This is a genomic window from Xanthomarina sp. (assembly GCF_035306705.1).
Classification (GTDB): Bacteria; Bacteroidota; Bacteroidia; order Flavobacteriales; family Flavobacteriaceae; genus Xanthomarina.
The window spans coordinates 1-23,460 of the sequence record NZ_DATGNO010000156.1 but is presented as its reverse complement, the minus strand read 5'-3'; the positions used below and the strand labels follow the sequence as shown (position 1 = coordinate 23,460).

Annotated in this window: 22 protein-coding genes and 2 pseudogenes; 17 read left to right on the top strand and 7 right to left on the bottom strand. The window is 34.5% G+C overall.

All coding sequences use genetic code 11. From position 1 onward, the window contains the following. From VKY47_RS12785 to VKY47_RS12765, 5 genes and pseudogenes are all read right to left on the bottom strand, one after another. A pseudogene (locus VKY47_RS12785) lies at nt 1–193 on the bottom strand (two-component sensor histidine kinase); the annotation flags it as partial. Between the two features lie 129 nt (nt 194–322). Continuing rightward, on the bottom strand, nt 323–871 hold the full coding sequence (locus VKY47_RS12780; RefSeq protein WP_324313201.1) for a CopD family protein: 549 nt from the start codon (nt 869–871) through the stop codon (nt 323–325). A gap of 13 nt (nt 872–884) precedes the next feature. Continuing rightward, on the bottom strand, nt 885–2,246 hold the full coding sequence (locus tag VKY47_RS12775) for an MATE family efflux transporter (RefSeq protein ID WP_324313200.1): 1,362 nt from the start codon (nt 2,244–2,246) through the stop codon (nt 885–887). Beyond that, on the bottom strand, nt 2,246–3,283 hold the full coding sequence (hemH, locus tag VKY47_RS12770) for a ferrochelatase (protein WP_324313199.1): 1,038 nt from the start codon (nt 3,281–3,283) through the stop codon (nt 2,246–2,248). The genes VKY47_RS12775 and hemH overlap by 1 nt, the downstream gene beginning before the upstream one ends. A 68-nt stretch (nt 3,284–3,351) precedes the next feature. Further along, complete coding sequence (locus VKY47_RS12765) at nt 3,352–4,260, bottom strand: helix-turn-helix transcriptional regulator (protein ID WP_324313198.1); 909 nt, start codon at nt 4,258–4,260, stop codon at nt 3,352–3,354. A 190-nt stretch (nt 4,261–4,450) separates the two neighbouring features. Here VKY47_RS12765 and hemA point away from each other — a divergent pair, with 190 nt between their 5' ends. The 7 genes from hemA to hemB all read left to right on the top strand — a co-directional run bounded on the left by hemA (nt 4,451) and on the right by hemB (nt 11,315). Next, on the top strand, nt 4,451–5,713 hold the full coding sequence (hemA, locus tag VKY47_RS12760) for a glutamyl-tRNA reductase (RefSeq protein WP_324313197.1): 1,263 nt from the start codon (nt 4,451–4,453) through the stop codon (nt 5,711–5,713). Continuing rightward, entirely contained in the window at nt 5,706–7,283 is a 1,578-nt protein-coding gene (hemC, locus tag VKY47_RS12755) for a hydroxymethylbilane synthase (protein ID WP_324313196.1), read from the top strand. Before hemA ends, hemC begins: the two co-directional genes overlap by 8 nt. A gap of 126 nt (nt 7,284–7,409) precedes the next feature. After that, a complete protein-coding gene (gene hemE, locus VKY47_RS12750) occupies nt 7,410–8,438 on the top strand; it encodes a uroporphyrinogen decarboxylase (RefSeq protein ID WP_324313195.1) in 1,029 nt (342 codons plus the stop codon). Nucleotides 8,439–8,441: 3 nt separating this feature from the next. Next, on the top strand, nt 8,442–8,972 hold the full coding sequence (locus VKY47_RS12745) for a GNAT family N-acetyltransferase (protein WP_324313194.1): 531 nt from the start codon (nt 8,442–8,444) through the stop codon (nt 8,970–8,972). 50 nt (nt 8,973–9,022) lie between these two features. Beyond that, nucleotides 9,023–9,949 (top strand): oxygen-dependent coproporphyrinogen oxidase, encoded by a 927-nt coding sequence (gene hemF / locus VKY47_RS12740; RefSeq protein ID WP_324313193.1) that lies wholly within the window; start codon nt 9,023–9,025, stop codon nt 9,947–9,949. Beyond that, entirely contained in the window at nt 9,927–10,319 is a 393-nt protein-coding gene (locus VKY47_RS12735) for a YchJ family protein (RefSeq protein WP_324313192.1), read from the top strand. Before hemF ends, VKY47_RS12735 begins: the two co-directional genes overlap by 23 nt. Before the next feature lie 3 nt (nt 10,320–10,322). Beyond that, nucleotides 10,323–11,315, top strand: coding sequence for a porphobilinogen synthase (gene hemB / locus VKY47_RS12730; RefSeq protein WP_324313191.1), 993 nt, complete (start codon nt 10,323–10,325; stop codon nt 11,313–11,315). Nucleotides 11,316–11,455: 140 nt separating this feature from the next. Here hemB and VKY47_RS12725 read toward each other — a convergent pair whose 3' ends face one another. Then, the gene (locus VKY47_RS12725; protein ID WP_324313190.1) at nt 11,456–12,493 is read right to left on the bottom strand and encodes a sensor histidine kinase; all 1,038 of its coding nucleotides are present in this window, start codon (nt 12,491–12,493) and stop codon (nt 11,456–11,458) included. Nucleotides 12,494–12,850: 357 nt separating this feature from the next. Here VKY47_RS12725 and VKY47_RS12720 point away from each other — a divergent pair, with 357 nt between their 5' ends. The 9 genes and pseudogenes from VKY47_RS12720 (at nt 12,851) to VKY47_RS12680 (ending at nt 19,978) form a co-directional block, all read left to right on the top strand. Further along, nucleotides 12,851–13,936 (top strand): CNNM domain-containing protein, encoded by a 1,086-nt coding sequence (locus tag VKY47_RS12720; protein ID WP_324313189.1) that lies wholly within the window; start codon nt 12,851–12,853, stop codon nt 13,934–13,936. After that, nucleotides 13,936–14,409 (top strand): methylated-DNA--[protein]-cysteine S-methyltransferase, encoded by a 474-nt coding sequence (locus VKY47_RS12715; RefSeq protein ID WP_324313188.1) that lies wholly within the window; start codon nt 13,936–13,938, stop codon nt 14,407–14,409. The genes VKY47_RS12720 and VKY47_RS12715 overlap by 1 nt, the downstream gene beginning before the upstream one ends. A 115-nt stretch (nt 14,410–14,524) precedes the next feature. Further along, nucleotides 14,525–16,936, top strand: coding sequence for a penicillin acylase family protein (locus VKY47_RS12710; protein ID WP_324313187.1), 2,412 nt, complete (start codon nt 14,525–14,527; stop codon nt 16,934–16,936). A gap of 2 nt (nt 16,937–16,938) precedes the next feature. Further along, a complete protein-coding gene (locus VKY47_RS12705; protein ID WP_324313186.1) occupies nt 16,939–17,295 on the top strand; it encodes a hypothetical protein in 357 nt (118 codons plus the stop codon). A gap of 10 nt (nt 17,296–17,305) precedes the next feature. Next, nucleotides 17,306–18,019, top strand: a complete 714-nt coding sequence (locus VKY47_RS12700) for a 3'-5' exonuclease (protein WP_324313185.1) — start codon at nt 17,306–17,308, stop codon at nt 18,017–18,019. Nucleotides 18,020–18,166: 147 nt separating this feature from the next. Further along, nucleotides 18,167–18,409: a hypothetical protein gene (locus tag VKY47_RS12695; RefSeq protein WP_324313184.1), complete on the top strand. Its 243-nt coding sequence runs from the start codon at nt 18,167–18,169 to the stop codon at nt 18,407–18,409. Then, nucleotides 18,391–18,708, top strand: a complete 318-nt coding sequence (locus tag VKY47_RS12690; RefSeq protein ID WP_324313183.1) for a type II toxin-antitoxin system RelE/ParE family toxin — start codon at nt 18,391–18,393, stop codon at nt 18,706–18,708. The genes VKY47_RS12695 and VKY47_RS12690 overlap by 19 nt, the downstream gene beginning before the upstream one ends. Continuing rightward, nucleotides 18,699–18,815 (top strand): annotated as a pseudogene (locus VKY47_RS12685) (3'-5' exonuclease); the annotation flags it as partial. The gene VKY47_RS12690 and the pseudogene VKY47_RS12685, both read left to right, overlap by 10 nt. Nucleotides 18,816–18,892: 77 nt before the next feature. After that, on the top strand, nt 18,893–19,978 hold the full coding sequence (locus VKY47_RS12680) for a DUF4932 domain-containing protein (RefSeq protein ID WP_324313182.1): 1,086 nt from the start codon (nt 18,893–18,895) through the stop codon (nt 19,976–19,978). Between the two features lie 115 nt (nt 19,979–20,093). Here the strand turns inward: VKY47_RS12680 and VKY47_RS12675 are convergent, their stop codons facing one another. Continuing rightward, nucleotides 20,094–22,316 (bottom strand): M43 family zinc metalloprotease, encoded by a 2,223-nt coding sequence (locus VKY47_RS12675; RefSeq protein WP_324313181.1) that lies wholly within the window; start codon nt 22,314–22,316, stop codon nt 20,094–20,096. Nucleotides 22,317–22,483: 167 nt separating this feature from the next. Here VKY47_RS12675 and VKY47_RS12670 point away from each other — a divergent pair. Next, a partial coding sequence (locus VKY47_RS12670; protein WP_324313180.1) for an ABC transporter ATP-binding protein occupies nt 22,484–23,460 on the top strand: 977 nt, incomplete at its 3' end.

Genomic DNA, 23,460 nt, shown 5'->3' with positions numbered 1-23,460 from the left:
TTTTTCTAATAGCGTAATTAATACTTTCCTTGATATTTTCTTCTTTACGCTCTAGCCTTTCATTGTGGTAATCTCTAGCCTCTTCGTTGTATTGATAGATGGCCACTGAGGCAATTAAAATAGATGCCAACAAAACCAATAGAATCATGGCTATAAATATGCGAACTCGTAATGAAAATCTTCCTAAATACATGGTTAAAATTGAGCTGTGATAAATGTAACAATAATCAAACCAATTGAAGTTTAACAGCACCTAAATTTAAATCCTACCGGGGTTTTAAGTGTCTGGAATTAATAAAATTGCAAATTTGAAATTTAACGGTTAGGCATCCGGATTTTTAGCCCGAATGTTCTTGTAGATTTTAAATCCTAACATCAATAAAATGCCCAAAACAAAAATTCCAACTACCCCAAAAATCCAATTGATGGCACTTTTTAGAATAACCAAAAACACCACTGCAAAAAGAATAAATGTGGCTCCTTCGTTCCAAAGCCTCATAAAATTGGACGACTTTTTAACTACATCCTGTTGTAATTGTTTGTAATAAAGATGTGTTTTATAATGGTAGATATACAGAAGTAAAACAAAAGTTAGTTTCACGTGCATCCAAGGTTGTTCCAACCAATATGGTTGTAAAATCAATAACCAAACAGCAAAAATACTTGCCAAAATAGCTGAAGGCCAAGTAATAATATGCCATAGCCTTTTTGCCATAAGCTTGAGTTGTTTTCCAAGGATTTCCTTTTCAGGTGAAGGTTTATGCGAAGCTTCAATTTGATACACAAAAAGTCTAGGAATATAAAATAAACCCGCAAACCAGGTAATAACAAATATAAGATGAAGCGATTTTATGTAGTTGTAATATTCCACGGTTTAAAGGTACTTATTGTTTTTCTTCTGGTGCAACGATTAAAGTCGATTTAACTTCCTTGTTCAGGAAATAGGCAGTAACAATAGTTGACAAGACATCCGAAATTGGAAAGGACATCCACACGCCTAATTCGCCATAAAAATATGGTAAAATTAAAATTAAAGGAATAAAAAAGAATCCCTGTCTGGTTAAAGTTAAAAATAATGCAGGAACAGCTTTACCTATGGCTTGAAAATAGGCCGCTCCAATTAATTGAAACGCAATAATAGGTGTTGCTGCAAAAACCCATCTCATAGCACTTGGGGTTTCTTTTAGCACGTCTGGATCTTGCGTAAATAATCTCGTAATACTTTCAGGAAAAACCATGAGCAGTACAAAAATAATACTGGCTAAAATAATGGCGTATTTTAAGGCTGTATTTATAACTTCTCTCACTCTTGAAAATTGTGAGGCGCCATAATTAAAGCCGGCAATTGGTAAGAATGCTTGAGTAATTCCAAAAACAGGGAATAAAGCAAACATGAGCATTCTTCCTACAATAGCATAAGCAGTAACAGATGTTTCTCCTCCTAAATCGTAAAGAATGTTGTTCATAAACAAGTAAGTAATACTTACAACCGCTTGTCTAGAAAGCGTAACAACACCTAATGATCCAATTTCTGAAACCACTTTTTTATGAAGTATAAAATCCGAGAGTTTAATCCTTAACTCTGAATTCTTAGAGACAAAAAACCACAAAACAAAACCAAAACACAATACATAAGATATCGTTGAAGCCCATGCAGCACCTGCCATGCCGTAATCCAGTAAATTGATAAACACGTAGTCCAAGACTAAATTCCCAACAGAAGGAATCATCATGGCATACATTGCAAATTTAGGTTTTCCTTCTGCTCTAATTACGGTATTACCCATCATACAGAGGCCTAAAAATGGCACACCATAAAGCACAATCACATAATAGATTTTAGCAGGTTCAAAAATAGCTCCTTTACCACCAAAAGCTGGGATGATGGAATCGACATAATACAAGCCAAAACCAACCATGGTAATTGTAAATAATAACGTTAAAGTTATTTGGTTTCCAAAGGTTTTAAAGGCCTTTTCGGTTTTATCTCCTCCAAGAGCTCTTGAAATAATAGAAGAACCTCCAATTCCAATAGCCATTCCTAATGCAGCAATAAAAAAAGAAACAGGTAAAACCACATTAATAGCAGCAATAGCCGTGGGGCCAATCCAGTTTCCTACAAAAATAGTATCCACAAGAATGTTTAGCGACATGACCAAAATTCCAATAGAAGCTGGAACTGCCTGCTTAATTAACAGTTTGCCTATGGGTTGTGTGCCTAAATCTTGTGAAGATGTTTTTGCCATTAAACTCGTTCTGCAATACTAGGTTCTGCCCAACTTTTAATCCATTTTGATAAGAGATTTACCCAAGGCTCGTCGTAGTTTAAACAAGGGATTGTTGTGAAATCTTTACCACCTATTTCGTGGAAAATCTCCTGACCTTCCATTGCAATCTCTTCTAAAGTTTCTAAGCAATCGCTAACAAAAGCTGGAGTAACAACAGCCATACTTTTAATACCTTGTTTTCCTAAACGCTCTATGGTTCTATCTGTTGGTGGTTGTAACCATGGATCGAAACCTAGTCTTGATTGAAAACTACTGGAATACGCACCAGGTTTTAAGTCCAACTTTTTAGCAACCAATCTGGTTACTTCTAAACATTGATGCCTGTAGCAATACTCATGTGCGCTGGATGGCGTAATACAACAACTTTTATCTATTTTACAATGCGATTTGGTAACATCTCTCTTAAAAATATGTCGTTCTGGAACGCCATGATAAGAGAACAATAAATGCTCGATTGATTTTCCTTCTAAATTCTTTGAAATACTATCGCTCAACACATCAATATAATCAGGATCGTTATAAAATGCAGGAAAATCTGTAATTTTTATATTTGGGAAGTGTTCTTTTCTCAACTTTTCGGCAAGCACCGTAATAGTTTCGGTTGTTGCCATGGCAAATTGCGGATACAGCGGAAATAACAAAACCTCGTCCACACCTTTACCTACCAACTCCTGCAAACCTTTCTTTATGGTCATACTTCCATAGCGCATGGCTAAGGCAACCGGATAATTTTCTAGTTGTTCCTGCACTTTTTCTTGTAATTTTTCTGAAATAACAATTAACGGAGAGCCTTCTTCCCACCAAATTTTTTGGTAAGCTGCAGCAGATGCTTTTGGTCTTGTATTTAATATAATTCCTCTAACTATAAGAACTCTTGCCCAGTAAGGAACGTCTATAACACGTTCGTCCATTAAAAACTCATCTAAATATGGTTTTACATCTTTTGCGGTTGGACTTTCTGGTGATCCTAGATTTACTAATAATATGCCTTTCATATTTTCTATTTTGCTTAGCTGTTGGGGAACAGAAAAAACGGAAATTCCATTTTTTAAAAATTACTATATTAAGTCTGCGAAGATACCGACATTATATATTTTTTTGGAGTAGTTCCATATTTCTTTTTAAAGGCCGAAATAAAATGGCTTGAGGTGCTGTAACCTACTTTTAAGCCTACCTCATTGACATTAAGGTTTCCGGTTTCCAATAATTTTCTTGAGACTTCCATTTTATAATCGAATAAAAAACTAAACACAGAATCGCCATAAATTTCTTTAAAACCTTCTTTTAACTTTCTTAAACTTAACTGAATTTCATCTGCCAGCTCTTGTAAAGTAGGAGGCTCAGCCATTCTGGCTATAATGATGTCCTTGGCTTTTCTAATTTTAATCACATTGGTTTCATCTACCAAAAATGGACATTGCTCAATATTGGCATCTTCACTTCTATTAAAATACAAACTTAATAATTCGTAAGCTTTTCCTTTAAAGTATAATCCTTTAATGGAAGAATTTAAGTTGAAATTTATCAGCTGATTTAAAACAATAGCCATAGACGGAGAAATCTTTCCATCCTTATAATATTTTTTATCCTTATTATCTTCACTCAAAAATGTGATATAATCTGCTTCCTGTGAAAATAAACTATGAAATTTTTTAATGGAGATCAATACAGAAACCAACCAAGAATGTGGGTCGACCACTAAATGAATAGGTAGGTCGCGTTGTGGATTGTAAAGTAATAGCGAGTTTTCGTCCTGAATGTCAAGGGCATACCTCCCTTCATTAAAAACAAATTTGCTAGAACCTTTTACACAATAGTGAAATTGAATAAAACTACTATCTATCTCACGTTCAAGGGCTTCAAAAACACCACTTTCGTTGCGATAAGTTAAAACATAAAAATCCTTCTCAATTTCCAATTCCTCGAAAGAACCTCGAGCGATATTTTTTTCACTAATAAAACTTGGACTCATCTTTTTCTATTTAGATTCATTCTAAACTAAACCGTCTAAAAGCATTGATACGCATGCAAAAGTATGACATTTATCATATTATATAAAAAAATTAAGTTAAAAAACCCGTAACGACACTTATAGTTCTTTGAGCGTTACTTTTTGTCTAAACATAAATATACATTTGTTTCGAAAATTTTCCCAATCGGGTATGGAATACATGAATACATCAAAATCTACCTATTTTTACGCCATTGGCTTAAGCTATAAGAAAGCAGATGCCGAAATTAGAGGTCATTTTAGTTTAGACGAACAAGCTAAAACTAACTTATTAAAACAAGCTAAGGAAACTGGATTAGAAAGTTTAATTGTAACTTCTACCTGCAACAGAACCGAATTGTACGGATTTGCAGAACATCCATATCAACTTATTAAATTGCTTTGTGAAAACACCAAAGGCACTATAGAAGAGTTTCAAGATGTGGCTTATATTTACAAAGGTAAAGAGGCCGTATCACATATGTTTAAGGTTGGTTCTGGATTAGACAGCCAAATTCTTGGTGATTTCGAAATTATCAGTCAACTTAGAAAAAGTGCTAGACTCTCTAAAAAAGAACAACTATTAAATGCCTTCTTAGAACGTTTAATTAATGCTGTAATACAAGCTAGTAAACGTATTAAAACTGAAACCAACATCTCGTCTGGAGCAACTTCTGTTTCTTTCGCTTCGGTACGATATATCATGAACCATGTGCCAAATGTTAGCAACAAAAATATCTTGCTTTTTGGTACTGGAAAAATTGGTAGAAACACCTGCGAAAACCTAGTAAAACACACAAAAAACGAACATATTACCTTAATAAACAGAACTAAGAATAAAGCAGAGGAAGTTGCTGGTAGATTCAACGTTTTGGTTAAGGATTATGCCAATTTACAAGAAGAAATAAATCAGTCGGATGTGTTAATCGTCGCCACGGGAGCACAAAACCCAACGGTTGACAAACACCTGTTACAGTCTAAAAAACCTTTATTAATTTTAGATTTATCTATTCCAAAAAACGTGAATATCAACGTAACAGAATTAGAACATGTTACCCTTATACATTTAGACGATTTATCTCAAATTACAGATGAAACCCTAGAGAAACGTAAGGAGCAAATTCCTCAGGCAAAACAAATTATTACAGAGGTTGAAACGGAATTCAATAGTTGGTTAGAAACTAGAAAATTTGCACCAACCATTAAAGCCTTAAAATTAAAATTAAATGATTTCAAAATTGCTGAACTAGATACCCAACGTAAAAAGCTACCTGGTTTTAATGAGGAACAAGCCGAATTAATCAGCAATAATATCATACAAAAAATTACCAATCATTTTGCGCATCACTTAAAGGATGACGCAAGTACCATAGACGAAAGCCTAGAACTAATAAAAAAGGTTTTTCAATTAGAAGCCACTACAAACCATGTCTAAAATAATTAGAATAGGAACACGCGATAGCCAATTAGCGCTATGGCAAGCCAAAACAGTACAACAACAATTAGAACATTTAGGACATAAAACAGAACTCGTTCCAGTAAGATCTACTGGCGATTTAGTTTTAGACAGACCCCTTTACGAACTAGGGATAACAGGCATTTTCACCAAAACCCTAGATATAGCCATGCTAAATGGAGATATCGACATAGCGGTCCATTCCTTTAAAGATGTTCCAACTATCTTACCAATTGGCATTGTTCAAGCCGCTGTATTAAAACGAGGCAACATTAAAGATACTTTAGTATTTAAAAACAACGAAGAGTTTTTGGCACAAAAAGATGCCATCGTAGCTACCGGAAGTTTGCGTCGTCGTGCACAATGGCTCAATAGGTTCCCAACCCATACAGTTGTTGGTTTAAGAGGGAATGTTCAATTAAGACTTCAAAAACTTAAAGATAACGAAGATTGGAATGGAGCTATTTTTGCTGCTGCAGGTTTAGGACGACTTAATATTAAACCTGAAAACATTGAAAATTTAGACTGGATGATTCCAGCTCCTGCACAAGGTGCTATTGTAATAACCGCTTTAGAAGAAGATGAAGAACTTCTAGCTATTTGTGCAGAACTTAACCACGAAGAAACAGAGATTTGCACCACTATTGAACGTAAATTCCTAAACCTTCTTGAAGGAGGTTGCTCGGCGCCAATTGGTGCTTTAGCCTATATTAAGGATGAAGAAGTTATATTTAAAGGTGTTTTATTAAGTCCGAATGGTGAGAAAAAAATTGAAGTTACCCGAACCGAAAAAGTGGGCAATCACCAAAACATTGCCAAATACTGCTCAGATTATGTGATAGAAAGAGGCGGGAAAGTTATCATGAATGGCATTAAAACCCAAAACAAAAAAATTAACATCTATTCTACAAAGTCTTTAACCGAAGGACAAATGCAACTTCTAAACAACGACTTAGTTGCAACCAGTAACGATGCTGTTAAAATAAATTTGAATAGGATTTCGGCTGCTGTTTTAAAAGCACCCATGAAAAACGTAATTATTACCAGTCAAAATACGGTAGATGCCATTTTAACCAACTGTCCTAAAGAAGATTTAAATTTTGAAAACATCTATTGTGTGGGCCGTCGTACCAAACGCTTGGTAGAAAGACGTATTGGAAAAGTAGTACACGCAGAAAATTATGGAAAGGATTTGGCCAATTTTTTAGCCGAAAATTTAAAAGAAAGAGAAGTAACCTATTTCTGTAGCGATTTAAGATTGGATTATATTCCGGATATTTTAACTGAAAACAACATTAAAATTAACGAAATAGAGGCTTACCAAACAAAATATGATGCTATTGAAGTAGCAAAGGATATTGAAGGGGTTATGTTTTACAGCCCGTCAACTGTTCAAAGTTTTATAAAGAAAAACCATGCAAATGGCATTGCCTTTTGTATTGGAGATTCTACAGCTTTAGAAGCTAGAAAACATTTTAAAGATGTTCGCGTAGCCAAAATTCCAACGGTTGAAAGTGTGATAGAATTGGTAAACGAACATTATAACTAAATTTTCTTCAAGGCTTCAAGAACCTTGTAAATATAAATAAGTCATAGAAAACACATTTGTTTTGCTTTGACACAAAAATTAAAGTACAATTAAAAAAATCCTGATTTTGCAGGAATGAAAAACAACATGAGCATAAAAAACGATTTATTTTTAAGAGCATTAAAAGGTGAAACAGTTGAGCGCCCACCAGTTTGGATGATGCGTCAAGCAGGACGTTATTTACCTGAATTTATGGCAATAAAAGAAAAATACGATTTCTTTACACGTTGTCAAAAACCAGAATTAGCTAGTGAAATTACGGTGCAACCCATCCGTAGATATGGAATGGATGCTGCCATCTTATTTAGCGATATTTTAGTAATTCCTCAGGCTATGAATATTGAGGTACAAATGAAACCTAATTTTGGTCCTTATTTACCAAATCCAATCCGTACACAAAAAGATGTCGATAACGTTATTGTTCCAGATGTTACCGTAGCATTGGATTATGTATACCAAGCTATTAAAGCAACCAAAGAATTATTGAATGACGAAGTTCCTTTAATTGGTTTTGCTGGTTCTCCATGGACCATTTTATGTTATTGTGTACAAGGACAAGGCAGTAAGAATTTTGATAAAGCCAAAGAGTTTTGTTTTACTAATCCTGTAGCTGCACACCAATTACTTCAAAAAATAACCGATACTACCATTGCCTATTTAAAAGAAAAAGTAAAAGCAGGTGTCAATGCGGTTCAGATATTCGATTCTTGGGGAGGCATGTTATCTCCTGTAGATTATCAAGAGTTTTCTTGGCAATATATTCAACAAATTATTAATGCTTTAAAAGATGAAACTCCAGTAATCGCTTTTGGAAAAGGTTGTTGGTTTGCCCTAGATACTATGGCAAAATCTGGAGCCTCTGCTTTAGGAATCGACTGGACATGTTCGCCTCAAAACGCACGTTATTTAACTGGTGGAAATATTACTCTACAAGGGAATTTTGATCCTACAAGACTATTTTCTCCTCCTGCTGAAATTAAAAAAATGGTACATCAAATGATTACCGACTTTGGAAAAGATAAATATATCGTAAATCTAGGGCATGGAATTTTACCGAACATTCCTCTAGACAATGCCAAAGCATTTATTGATGCTGTAAAAGAATACCGAGTTTAAAAAATGACTTTTACAACAGAAACATTTATACTTGAAGCGCTCAAACCCAAGGACGCTTCAAGTTTAAGTGCTTTAATGATTTTAAATGGAAAGAAATTTCAAAAGTATTTGCCCAGAACCTTAGAGCAAAATCTATCTGAAAAAGATTCTAAAATCTATATATCCAATAAAAACAAAGCTTTAAAAAATCGAACGGAATTCACTCTTGCCGTTAAGGATAAAGAAACAAATGCCGTAGCTGGTTTGATTATTTTAAAAAACATAGACTATCAGTTAAAACAAGGTGAATTTGCTTACTGCATTGGAGCCTCATTTTCTGGTAAAGGTTGGATTACCCAAAGCATTAAAGCGACATCTAAATTTGCTCAAAATAAATTAGGCTTAAAAACATTGCAAATCATTATTCATAAAACAAATTCAAGAAGTATCAATGTTGCCGAGCGTTGCGGATTTACTTGGACCAAGACTTTGGAAAAAGAATATGTTTCAGGAAAATCCAATTTGGATATGGAACTTTATGAATTGCATTATTAAATAACCTGTAGGTTCTTTGAGATCATTCAGGTTTATTCAATTATACCAAAATGAAAGATAAATTTTATCAATACATACAAGACTTACAAGATAGCATAACTTCAAAGCTCGAAGCTGTAGATGGCAAGGCTAAATTTCAAGAAGACCTTTGGGAACGCCCTGAAGGCGGTGGAGGAAGAACTCGTGTTATAGAAAATGGAAACGTTTTCGAAAAAGGCGGCGTCAATATTTCTGCAGTCCATGGAGAACTTCCTGAAACCATGCGTCAACATTTTGGTGTTAAAGATGCCAATTTCTTTGCCTGTGGCTTAAGCTTAGTTTTACATCCTACAAACCCAATGGTTCCTACAGTTCATGCCAATTGGCGTTATTTTGAAATGTACGATCCAGATGGAAATATTGTGGATAGCTGGTTTGGTGGCGGACAAGATTTAACTCCTTATTATTTATTTGAAGAGGATGCCAAATATTTCCATCAAATCTGTAAAACAGCCTGCGACAAGCATCATCATGAATTTTACCCAACTTACAAAAAGCGTTGCGACGAATATTTTTATAATTCGCACAGAAATGAAGGCCGTGGAATAGGTGGTTTGTTTTTCGACTATTGTAAAGCTACAGAAGCTATGTCCATGGAAAACTGGTATCGTTTTGTAACAGAAGTAGGCGATAGTTTTCTGGAAGCTTATGTGCCTATTGTTGAAAAACGAAAAAAACTATCCTATTCATCAGAGCAACGTACTTGGCAAGAAATCCGTCGTGGACGTTATGTAGAATTCAATTTGGTTCATGACAAAGGAACTCTTTTCGGACTTAAAACAAACGGAAGAATTGAAAGCATTTTAATGAGCCTGCCTCCACATGTGCAATGGGTCTATGATCATCATCCAGAAAAAGGAAGTGAAGAAGAAAAATTAATCAACGTATTACAAAACCCTATAGATTGGGTGTCATATGAATTGTTACTGCGGAAATAACAAAACCTATAAAGAGTGCTGTGAAATCTTTCATTTAAATAAAGGAAAAACAGAAACAGTAGAACAACTTATGCGCTCTAGATATAGCGCATTTGTACTAGCTAATGGTGAATATTTAATGCAAACCCATCACCGTTCTACCAGACCAACTTCAGGGAAAAAAGCGATAGTAAAATGGGCAAAATCTGTAGCATGGATAAAACTAGAAGTATTAGAAACAACTCAAGGTTTAGAGAACGACAAAGAAGGAACAGTAACGTTTAACGCTTATTTTTATGAAAACGGAAAGATTGAGGTTATTCATGAAAAATCGGCTTTTATAAAAGAAAATGAAACATGGTATTACTTAGGTTATGCCAAAAATCAATAAAATATGTATCCAATAAAAAGAAATAGAAGATTAAGAACAAACGAAGCTATTAGAAGCTTAGTTCGAGAAACCATTATCTCTCCAAACGATTTTTTAGTTCCACTTTTTGTGGTTGAAGGAAAAGGAGTAAAAGAAGAAATTGCTTCCATGCCTAATTACTATCGTTACAGCTTGGACTTGCTTGAAAAAGAAGTTAAAGAGCTTTGGAAACTTGGATTAAAATCGGTGTTGCTTTTTGTAAAAGTTCCCGATAATTTAAAAGATAATGCCGGAAAAGAAGCTATAAACCCAAAAGGTTTGATGCAACGCGCTATTAAAACTGTTAAAAATGCCTGTCCGGATATGTTAGTTATGACAGATGTTGCCATGGATCCATATTCCATGTACGGTCATGATGGAATTATAGCAAATGGCATGATTTTAAATGATGAAAGTGTCGATATACTAACAGAAATGAGTCTGTCTCATGCTCGTGCAGGAGCCGATTTTGTAGCACCAAGCGATATGATGGATGGTAGAATACTAAGCATTCGTGAGGCTTTTGAAGACGAAGGATTTTTAAACACAGGAATCATGAGTTATTCGGCAAAATATGCTTCAGCGTTTTATGGACCTTTTCGCGATGCCTTGGATTCAGCTCCAGTAGATTTAAAAAACATTCCAAAAGATAAAAAAACCTATCAAATGGATTTTGCCAATCGCTTTGAAGCCCTTAGGGAAACCGAAATGGATATCGATGAAGGTGCAGATATCGTAATGATAAAACCAGGATTATGTTACTTGGATATTGTTCGAGACATTAAAAACGAAGTGGATGTACCTGTTGCCGTTTATCAAGTTTCTGGAGAATACGCCATGCTTAAAGCAGCAGCCCAAAAAGGATGGTTAGACCACGACGCCGTTATGATGGAACAAATTACAGCCATGAAGCGCGCTGGAGCAGATATTATTGCTAGTTATTTTGCAAAAGACGTGGTGAAGTTATTGAACAAATAAAAAGAATTCAACAATCATAAAAAAATAGAAGACCTCATGCCCTTAAAAGCTTTGAGGTCTTTTACTTTTATGGTGTTTAATAAATAATCAAAATCCAAAACACATTTAAAAACCCCAAAGTTGCTTTTAACTTTTGAAAATTATACAGGAATAGAAACCATAAATTTGGCTCCTAGACCTTGACCATCACTAAAAGCTTGTATGGCACCTCCATGTTTTTCTACAATTTTTCTGGTTAGATACAGTCCCAATCCCGTAGTTGGCTCCCCGTCCGTCCCTAAATGGCCTGGTACAAATTTACTGAACAGGTTGTCTTTGGTTCGTTCATTAAAACCTACCCCGTTATCTTTAACAATAATTTCTATCCTACCATTATTTGAATTTCCTGATATATGAATTTCACCATGCTTTTCAGAAAACTTAATGGCATTATTCAATAGGTTTTCAAAAACCTGTTTTATACCTAGTGCATGTCCATTTAGCTTCACATCTACTGGAATTTTATTAAGCACCGATAATTGTTTAACTTCAATACGTTTCTCGTTATCCTTTATAATCTCTTGAATAATTTCTGAAATAGATAAAATCTCGAAATTCTTAAGACCTACTTCTATATGTTTAGTCTTTAAAATTTTCAACATTCCTTCTAAAAAATTAAACTGCTTATTGGTAATCTCAGTCAATAATTCTAAATTTTCTTCTCGTTCTTTCGGATCATCACCATCTTCGTTTAAAAACTTAATTACCTCAAGAGATTGTAGGACTGGCGTTCTTAAATCGTGTGAAATAAGTTCAATAATATCTTGTTTTTCCTGGTCCACTTCATCTAAACATTCTATCGTATATTGAATATTTCTCAACATTTCACCAACCTCATCCGAATAAGTAATTGGCAAATTTGGAACTGTATTGTGTTCCACATATTCTTTCAATGCAGATTTCCCTTTAATTATTGGAATTAAAAGAGCATTTAGAACTCTTAAAGTCAATGCTGTGGCAGCTAATGTTAATCCTAAAGTAATTAGAATAAAGGTTGTAGTTGAAATTGAGGTAGCGAATAACGCATAGAATATTATCCCCAATAAGGGTATATGAATGCCCAAAAAAGCTACAAAGAGGAATTTATAAGAGTATTTTTTTAAAAATGATATTTGAGATAGGAAATGATACGTTTTCATATTTATTTAATTTGAGGACGATTTGATCAAATAGCCAACATTTGATTTCTTCAATTTAAGTCCGAAAAAACATTTTTAATAAGTTATTATTAAGCTATTCCTTTTGGTTTAAATTTACTTAAAATTCCAGCAAATGGAGCGCGATTTTGAAGTTTACTATTTATTCTTTTGTCACAAGATACTACAAACCAAGATGCAATTTTGACTTAAATGAAATTTATGTTGCTTATAATTTTATTAAGTAGTTTCCACATTTTAAATATATTATAGAAACTCAAGTTTGCTAAAATTCCTTTCCCGACATATAGTCACACTCCCATAATATTCTTAAATTAGCAAGAAACAAAATACTCATTAATGAGCACACTAATTCTTTGGGCCACTATATCAATTTTCATTTCATTTTTATGCTCCATTTTGGAAGCCGTATTGCTAAGCGTTACTCCAACCTTTATTAGTGTTAAAAAACAAGAAGGAAAAGACTATGCTTATAAGCTAGAAGCGCTTAAGGACGATGTCGATGAGCCCTTAATAGCCATTCTTACCCTTAACACCATTGCACATACTTTAGGCGCCATGATGGTTGGTATTGAAGCGGAAAAATTACCTTTTAAAATAGAAGTCTTTGGAATAAATACCGTTGGAATTGTTTCGGCCATCATGACTTTACTTATATTGATAATATCAGAAATTATCCCAAAAACTATTGGTGCTTCCTATTGGAAATCTTTAGTAGGCTTTACTGCACCAGCACTTAATATTTTAATTTTCCCTCTAAAATACACAGGAATTTTATGGCTTTTAAGACTTACAACCAAGCTTATTGGCGGCAATGGACATAGAAGTATTTTAAGTCGTGAAGATTTTCATGCCATGACAAACATTGCAGAAGAAGAAGGTGTTTTTCTAGAATCTGAAAGTAAGGTTATAAAAAACATGTTAACCCTTAAAGAAGTGTTAGCCAAAGATGTTATGACCCCGCGAACTGTAATGAGTATTGAAAATGAAAACCAAAGTATTGAAACCTTTTTTAGAAATAATGCCAATATAAAATTCTCTAGAATTCCGGTTTATACCGATAACCCAGATAATATTACAGGGCTGGTTTTAAAAGACGAAGTGTTTAAGGAAATGGCTTTTGGTAATGGACATAAATTACTTACGGAAATTAAAAGAAATATCATTATTATTAATAGAAGCATGCCTATTCCCCGCTTATTCGAGCAGTTGATTGAAAGCAAAAACCACATGGCTCTAATTGTTGATGAATACGGTTCTGTAAGTGGTTTAGTAACCATGGAAGATGTTATTGAAACTCTTTTGGGTTTAGAAATCATGGACGAAAGTGATGATGTTCCAGACTTACAACTTTTAGCCAGACGTAGTTGGGAAGCAAGAGCCAAGCGGCTTGGATTAATAGACGTTATTAAACCCGAAGATTAATGGAAGACTGCATTATAAAAACGCCTCTAGGCTTCACCAAAATAACTGGAGATGAAAATGGAATTTCATCCATTATCATATTAAATTCCGACGAAAAAACTACGGATGTCATTCCCATAGAATTAGAAGACTGCGTGCAACAACTTCAAGAATATTTTGAAGGCACACGCACCCATTTCGATATTCAATTAAATCCAGAAGGAACCACTTTTCAAAAGAAGGTATGGGAAGAGTTGAAAACCATTCCCTACGGAAAAACCTGGTCTTATCTAGAACTTTCAAGACAACTTGGTGATGTTAAAGCCATTCGAGCCGTAGCAAATGCCAATGGTAAAAACCCTCTATGGATTGTTGTTCCTTGTCATCGTGTTATAGGAAGCGATGGAAGTTTAACAGGTTACGCTGGAGGGTTGCATCGAAAAAAATGGTTGCTGGAACACGAAAGCCCGTATAAACAACAAAGTTTGTTTTAAGTCTGAAATTTCCAACAGCGCATATTCCATAAAAATATTCTATCTTTAGTTTTAAAATCAAGACGCATCGCAGCACGCTGCTATCAAATCTACAAACCACAATACATCTCAATAAATGAAATACCTCAAATTTCTAATATCTTTAGTGTTACTAATCGGGATTTTTTTCGTCTTAAACACCAAATTTGAAGCTGTTCCGGCATTAGGCGAATTTCTAAATCCAGCACAAGGGATTTGGCAAAATGAAAAAACGGAAGCTACCATTGGGAATGTTCAAATGGACGGACTTTCAGCCAAAGTTACCATTCATTATGACGAAGAACTAGTGCCACACATTTTCGCACAAAATGACAGCGATTTATATAGAGCTCAAGGGTACATTACAGCTAAGCATCGACTTTGGCAAATGGATTTTCAAACCTTTGCCGCTTCTGGAAGACTTTCAGAAATTATAGGAGAAAAAGCATTGGATTACGACAGAGCCCAACGCAGAAAGGGCATGGGTTTTGGCGCAGAAAATGCCATTAAAAAAATGGAAGCAGACGATCCAGAGATTTTAGAATTCCTTAAAGCTTATAGTGATGGTGTAAACAGCTACATTCAATCTTTACATCCAAAAAATTATCCGATTGAGTACAAGTTATTAGGTTATAAACCTGAATTATGGTCTGTAGATAAAACAGCCTATTTGCTCATGTATATGACGGATATGTTATGTGGCCGACAACACGATCTAGAATACACCAATGCTTTAAGATTATTAGGAGAAGAAAGATTCGATGTTTTATATCCCGATTTTTTTGATGTGAACGATCCCATTATTCCAAAAGATACAGACTGGAGTTACATAGATACGGCCATCACTAAAACGCCATTAAGCGAATTACCATTGGATGCCATTTCGGAAACCATGGAAAAACCTCATGCTAATAACGGAAGTAATAATTGGGCTATTTCAGGTGAAAAATCTTATTCAGGAAATGCTATTCTTGCCAACGACCCACATTTAGGACTCAACTTGCCTTCCATTTGGTTTGTAATGCAATTGGCTACTCCAGAACACAACTCTTACGGAGCCACGCTTCCTGGTGCTATGGGTGTGGTTTCGGGTTTTAATACGGATATTGCTTGGGGAGAAACTAATGCCACAAGAGATGTTATGGATTGGTATAAAATTGAATTTAAAGATGAAAGCCGATCGCAATACAAATATAATAACGTCTGGAAAGATGCTACTTTAAGAGTTGAAGAAATTAAAATTCGAGGGAAAGAAACCTATTTAGACTCTGTAGTTTACACCCACCATGGACCTGTAAGTTACGATCATACTTTTAAAGGAAATGGCCAAAAAGAAGGCTATGCCATGAAATGGATTGGACATATTGGCGGCAATAATCAAAGAACATTAATTGATTTAAACTCATCTAAAAATTACGACGATTATTTGGCAGCTCTTCAACACTGGGTAGCTCCTGCACAAAATTTCGCTTTTGCTTCTACTTCTGGAGATATTGCCATTTGGATTCAAGGATTATTTCCAAATAAATGGCAAGGGCAAGGTAAATTCTTAATGGATGGCAGCAATCCAGATAACGACTGGCAAAGTTTTATTCCTAAGGAATACAATGCGTTTTCAAAAAATCCAGAACGTGGTTTTGTCAGTTCTGCCAATCAGCATCCTGTAGATGAATCGTATCCGTTTTATGTATTTAACGATGGCTATGAAACTTATAGAAACAGAGTGATTAACGATTTCTTTAACTCTAAAGAAAAATTCAATATTCAAGATTTTAAAGATCTTCTAAACAACAATTACAATTTAAAAGCTTCCGAATTATTGCCATACATGCTTGAACACATGGATGTTTCCAATTTAAATAAAGAAGAGCAAGGCGTTTTAAAACTTATTAAAGCTTGGGATTATAATAGTGATATTGACAAAACAGCGCCAAGTGTTTGGGATTTATGGTGGAAGAAATTATACCCTTTAACTTGGGATGAATTTGAAAATGAAAACATAGCCTATATGATGCCTTTTGTTTACCAAACCATTTATATGCTTAAAAATCATCCAGAAGACGACTTTATGGATATTGTTGCAACACCGGAAAAAGAAACAGCTAAAGATCTGTTTTTAATCACTTTTAAAGAAACCGTCCAAGAACTTAACGCATGGAAAGAAATTCATGGCGATTATAATTGGCAAGCCTATAAAGGCACTTATGTTGGCCATTTATTACAAGGTTTACCAGCTTTTTCAAGGTTCAATTTACCTATTGGTGGTGATAGAAATACAGTAAATGCAGCCGATACCAACCATGGCCCTTCTTGGAGAATGATTGTAGAAATGACCTCGCCTCCAACAGCTCTAGGTATTTATCCAGGTGGACAATCTGGAAATCCAGGAAGTAAATATTATGATAATTTTATAGACCGTTGGGCTGTTGGCGAATATTTTGAAGCCCTTTTTATTCAAGATCAAAATAATACAGAAGGTGTTATTTCAACACAAACTTTAACTCCATAATCATGACAAAAAATATTATCAATTTTATAGCAACTATTCTTGTTGCACTTATTCTATCTCAATTTTTACCTTGGTGGTCTATTATGGTAGCAGCTTTCGCAACAAGTATGTTTTTTAGTTTGAAACAGGCTTCGGTTTTTGTGATTCCTTTTTTGGCCATTACTGTTTTTTGGATGGGATATTCGTTTTGGTTAAGCAATGCCAACGATTTTATTCTAGCTAAAAAGATGGCCGTATTATTACCTTTAAACGGAAATGCCTATCTTTTAATTCTAGTTACCGGAATTATTGGAGGCCTTGCTGCAGGAATTGCTGGAATATTTGGAAAACAATGTGTAACTTTATTATCTAAGTCTTAAATTTTAGGAGATGATTGACAAACTAAATCTCGAAAACATCCTCTTTCTGGACATTGAAACCGTTCCGGAAAATCAGCATTTTACCGATTTAGATAAAACCAAACAGGAACTTTGGGAGCATAAAACCCAATACCAAAGAAAAGACGAATTTACAGCTGAAGAATTCTACGATAGAGCAGGAATTTGGGCAGAGTTTGGAAAAATAGTCTGTATTTCTGTCGGATATTTTAAAAATCAAGGAGATGTTAGAGCCTTTAGAGTGACTTCCTTTTATGGGGAAGAAACCAAGATTCTAAAAGATTTTAAAAACCTGCTTGTTTCACATTTTAGTCAGACCAAACATTTGTTATGTGCTCATAATGGTAAGGAATTCGATTTTCCATATATAGCCAGAAGGATGATTATCCATAACATAGAATTACCATATAAACTGAATCTCTTCGGAAAAAAACCTTGGGAAGTTCCTCATCTCGACACCTTAGAATTATGGAAATTTGGCGATTACAAACATTATACGTCTTTAAAATTACTGACCAATATTTTAGGCATTCCTTCGCCAAAAGACGATATAGATGGTAGTGAAGTTTACAGAGTGTATTATGAAGAAAACCAAATAGACAGAATTATTGTTTATTGCGAAAAAGACACCATTGCAGTGGCTCAAATTTTCTTAAGACTTCGAGGTGATGAGTTACTTCAGGAGAATGAGATTGTTCATATATAATAAGTAATTTAGAGACGTGTCACTAATTTATATTCCTACCACAAAATCCTTTTTAAGAAACAACTGCTAAAATTAGTTAGAATTTTGAAAGGCTATTAAAATATGGTACTTTAGTAAATAGTAAGATTGCTAAAAAAGAAACATAAAATGAAAACGGTAAATAACCTAAGAAACGAATTAATAGACAAAATTATGTCCATTAAAAACAAGGATTTTTTAGAAGCACTTAGTACACTAATTTCATCAAGTACCTCTGATTCAGAAATTATTGAACTAACGAAAGAACAGAAAACCATGTTAGAAATGAGTGAAGAAGACATTAAAGCCGGAAAATTGATTTCTCAAGAAGCCATGGATAAACGAAATCTAGAATGGCTCAACGCAATGTAGTTTGGACTAAAACAGCAGATCTTCAATTCGTTGGGGTTTTGGAATATTGGGCAAAACGAAATAAATCTAATGCTTATTCGAAGAAACTTATGAGATTGGTTTCTGATAAAACCAAGCAAATTTCCAAAAAACCCTTTATTAACAAATCGACTGATTTCAATGATATAAAAGTGACTTCTTTAGGTCACTTTAACATATATTATAAAGTAACCAATACGCAAATAATAATTTCCGCATTTTGGGACAATAGACAAGATCCGAAAAAACTTTTGGTTATTTTACAACATAAAAGTCCATAGATAGAAGTACTACTTATTGCGAAAAAGACACCATTGCAGTGGCTCAAATTTTCTTAAGACTTCGAGGTGAAGAGTTACTTCAGGAGAATGAGATTGTTCATATATAACCATTCAGTTTTTTTATACCTTAAATAATAGCTGTAACATTCTTAACAAGGAATAATCTGTATAGTTAAAACAAACCATGAGCAAATCCATATTCATTACTAGTTTAATCCTGATAATAACTATTTTCTCTTGCAAAGAAAAAAGAACAATTAAAACTGAGAACCCCTCTAGTTTTGAGCAAAACAAAATAATTTTTAAGGTAGACGAGCGTACCGAATTTTTTAGAACAATTTTTAATCTTGCTGTTCAAGACGATTTACCTCCAGATTTAGCTCCTTGTAAAACAGCCTATTTAAACAGAATAAACACCTATTTCGAGCCTTATAAAAGTCATCCGTTAATTCAGTACATATATGATCACGAAACTATGGGAATTGATTTTCCAACTATAGGTTTCATGTATGATACTTTAGAAAACTTTAAAATGGATCCTATTTATTCAAAAGAATTTCCAACTTATGGCGTTTCAAAAGAAGAAATGGATTCAATAAGACCACTTCTTATCGATTTTTATCATAAAACGGATTTCAAATCCTTTTACACAGACAATCAAGAGTTTTATGAAAAAGCCGTTGAAAAGGTCCAAATACAATTAGATAAAGAACAACTTTTTAACACCATTACAACCTTTTATCAATCTGAAGAAAAGGGAATGGAACTCATTGTTATTGTTGAGCTTACCAACAATGCAAACAACAAAGCCGTAACATATTACGACAAATACAATCCGAAGAAAAGAGCGGTTATTGTTGCAAATATTTGCGAGGATCCAAAAGAACCAACCATACAAAATACTATTTTAGAACTGGACAACAATCTTAGAACAAGAATATATCACGAAGCCTCTCATCTTTTTACAGATAAACTACTACATAAATATATTGGCGAACTCACTCAATATACCTCAATTTGTGAAGATTGTAGCGACATAGAAATTAAAGACAAAATAGATCATCTTATTGTATATCCTTTACAAGAATTAATTTCATACAGAAAATTCGGGAAAATTGATGGTCATGATTTTTATGTGAATACCTGTCAGGATGTGAGAAAAGATATTTACATCAAACTAAGTGAATATGATCCTAAAAATGGAATTCCATTCGAAAAGACTTATAAAGAGTGTATCGATCTTATTCAGTTATCTGCTTCTATAAAGTAGTGTAGTTTAACATAGAGTCCAACTAACAAAGTTTTTTTTTATTTCACCCAAATAATAAAATAAAAAAGTCCAGAGCTTTCACTCTGGACTTCTTGTTTCAATAGATTAATTACAACTATTGTTTAATAAATTTCTTAGTCATAATTTCTTCACCATCATTTACTTCTATAAAGTACATGCCGGTTTTTAAGCTGCTCACGTTTATTTCCTTAATGGAGTTTCCGGTAAGCACAACCTGACCAACCATATTAATAATTCTGAAAGTTCCTGAAGTGTTTCCTGGCAATTTCACATTCAATACAGATCCTTTAACAGGATTTGGATATAATAAGAAATCTTCTTCAGAAGCAAAACCATCAGCTGTATCTAGAGTTCTAATGGCTTCAATAGAATTTCCTAATCCTCTAGTACCCGTTCCAATACCTCTAATAGTAACCTGATCTATATAAATATAATCGCTGTTATTGCTGGCGTCACACTGGAATCTAAATTGAGAGTTGCTTGCAAAATTATATTTTGAAGCATCTAACGTAACGGTTGCTGTATAGAAAGTGTTATTATTGAAATTAACACCACTTGCATAACTTGCAACTGTAGTCCAACTAGAACCATTATAGAAACGCAACCAGAAATCCTCATTAGTTTCCATACTGTATGCGTAGAAATAAAACTTTACTTCCACTTGGTTGTATGCTGACAAATTAAAGGATGGTGACGTCATTGCCGAAGCCGTTCCAGAATTATCTCTTAACTCAATGGAGTAATTTCCTTCGTAAGAACGAGATCCCGAATAACGCGCGCAATCGCTTCCACCATCAGACCATCCATCCCAGCCAGACTCGAAATAACCCTCATGAAGTAAATCTGTCCCTCCTGTTGAGCAAGGTGCACATGAAGAACCTCCACAATCGATTCCTGTTTCATCTCCATTTTGAATGCCATCTGTACAAGTTGGTACTGGAGCACTTCCTACGCAGAAATTAGTCGCTGCCGAAGCTCCAAACGAACTTCCTGAAACCAATACTCCAGTTGAACCAGTTACAGAATAGTTTCCATTACCATAAGAACAGCAAATGCCATCTCCATAAGTATCGGTTATTGTAAAGGTATAGCATCCATCGGCCAAACATAATGTTTCTGATATAGTAGAACCACCAGATTGAGATCCATAAGTTCCACCTGAAGCTACTGTTGTTCCATTTGCGTTTTTAAGTGACCAAGCAGTTTCTGCTGGATAATTATCGAATTTAATGGAAAGAATTACTTCATTGCCTGTGCAAGATGTCTGACAAGGTGCACAAGAAGATCCACCACAGTCAACTCCTGTTTCATCACCGTTTTGAACGCCATCTGAACACGTAGGAGTAGTTCCTCCACCATTGCATTTTGTTGAAGCTCCAAGGCTAGCTCTAGAACCTCCAGGAAGTAAAATGGCTCGCATTCTGTTTTTTTGTCCTACGGTATATAAATTCATACAGGCATCATCGCTATAATCCATATAATTTTGAACCATATCTGTAGTTCCACAAGACACATGTCCTGTGGCACAACCGTAATTTGCAGCATCAGATGTTGGTGTGTCGCTTACAAAATCGTCAACAGAGCATCCACCATCTCCCCAAATATGACGAAGGTTTAAAAAGTGACCTACTTCATGGGTTGTTGTTCTTCCTAAATTGAAAGGTGAAGCTAAATAAAATCCTGAACCGCCATTTTTACTTCCAAAATAATTTGGACCAATAACAACGCCATCAGTAGCAGCACTTCCTCCTGGAAATTGAGCATAGCCAAGAATTCCACCTCCAATATTACAAACCCACATGTTTAAATATTGAGAAGCATCCCAAGGATTTACACCGCCTTGCGAGGATTTTTTCATAGCATCATTGGTTCCCCAAGATGTTTTTGTAGAAGATTTTCTAGTAATTCCATTGGTTGGATTTCCGTTAGGATCTACGCTTGCCATACAAAATTGAATTTGCGTATCTGCAGCCTGAGACCAAGTGTTATTTGCATCCGAATTCATTCTTCTGAAATCGTCATTCAATACTTGAATTTGCGACAAGATTTGAGCGTCGCTGATATTCTCGTTCGAATTACTGTAAATAACGTGTACAACCACAGGAATTGTTATGATAGAACCTTCTATTCTGTTCTGTTCCATGTTTTGAACTACGTTCTGTGTGTAAGACTCAATTTGAGCCATTTTTTGTGCAAGACCTGGGTCCTGTTGCAGCCGGTATTCTAGGTTTTCCATGGAAGCACAATTTCGCTCTTGGGCGAAACTATTTCCAATTAGCAGAAAACCCATTATTAGTAAAGTAATAGTGTTTTTCATGAGAATTATTGAATTTGTTGGATTAATTATTATTAAAATCTCATGAATGTAGATATTTTTTACGAATATGAAAATATATTTTTTTGTTTTTCGATTAAATACATTCATTATTGAATATAATTACGGGAAAACCGTAATTAAAAAATACAAAATAGCTACATTTACCTATGCCAAATACTTATTTACTTCGCGTAGAGAACCTATCTATTTCTTTCTTGTCTAATAAGATAGAGAAAGAAATAATCCGCGATATTTCCTTTCATCTAAATACCAATGAAATCCTCGGTATTGTTGGGGAGTCTGGCTCTGGAAAATCGGTGTCATCTCTTGCTATACTTGGTTTACTTCCAAAAAATATTTCAAAAATTACTCATGGAAGTATTTTGTTTGAAGATGTAGATTTAACCCAAGTAGCTACTAAAGAATTTCAGAAGATAAGAGGGAACGAAATTGCCATGATTTTTCAAGAACCTATGAGTTCTTTAAACCCGTCCATGACTTGTGGAAAACAAGTTCAAGAAATTTTATTACAGCATACAAAATGCTCTAAAAAAGAGGCAAAAGCTGAAACTTTGGAACTTTTTAAAAAAGTAAAACTTCCAGATCCAAATCGGGTTTTTAATGCTTATCCTCACGAAATTTCTGGTGGACAAAAACAACGGGTTATGATTGCTATGGCTATTGCTTGCAAACCCAAAATACTAATCGCAGACGAGCCAACCACAGCTTTGGATGTCACCGTTCAAAAAGAGATTATTTTGCTCTTAAAACAGTTGCAAGCTGAAGAAGACATGAGTATTATCTTTATTTCGCACGATTTGTCTTTGGTTTCTGAAATTTCAGATCGGATTTTAGTTATGTATCAAGGAGAAATTGTGGAACAAGGTCCTGTGCAACAAATTTTTAAAGATCCTGAACATATATATACAAAAGCTTTAATCAATTCGAAACCTTCGTTGGATGTGAGATTGAAAAGACTTCCAACCATAAAGGATTTCATGAATGAAACAACAGATAGAACTCTTGTTTCAAGTGAAGACAGAAAAGCTTTTCACAAAAATATTTATTCAAAATCCCCTTTATTAGAAGTTGTTAATTTAGAAAAAACCTATATCTCAAAATCTGGATGGTTTTCAAAACCTGA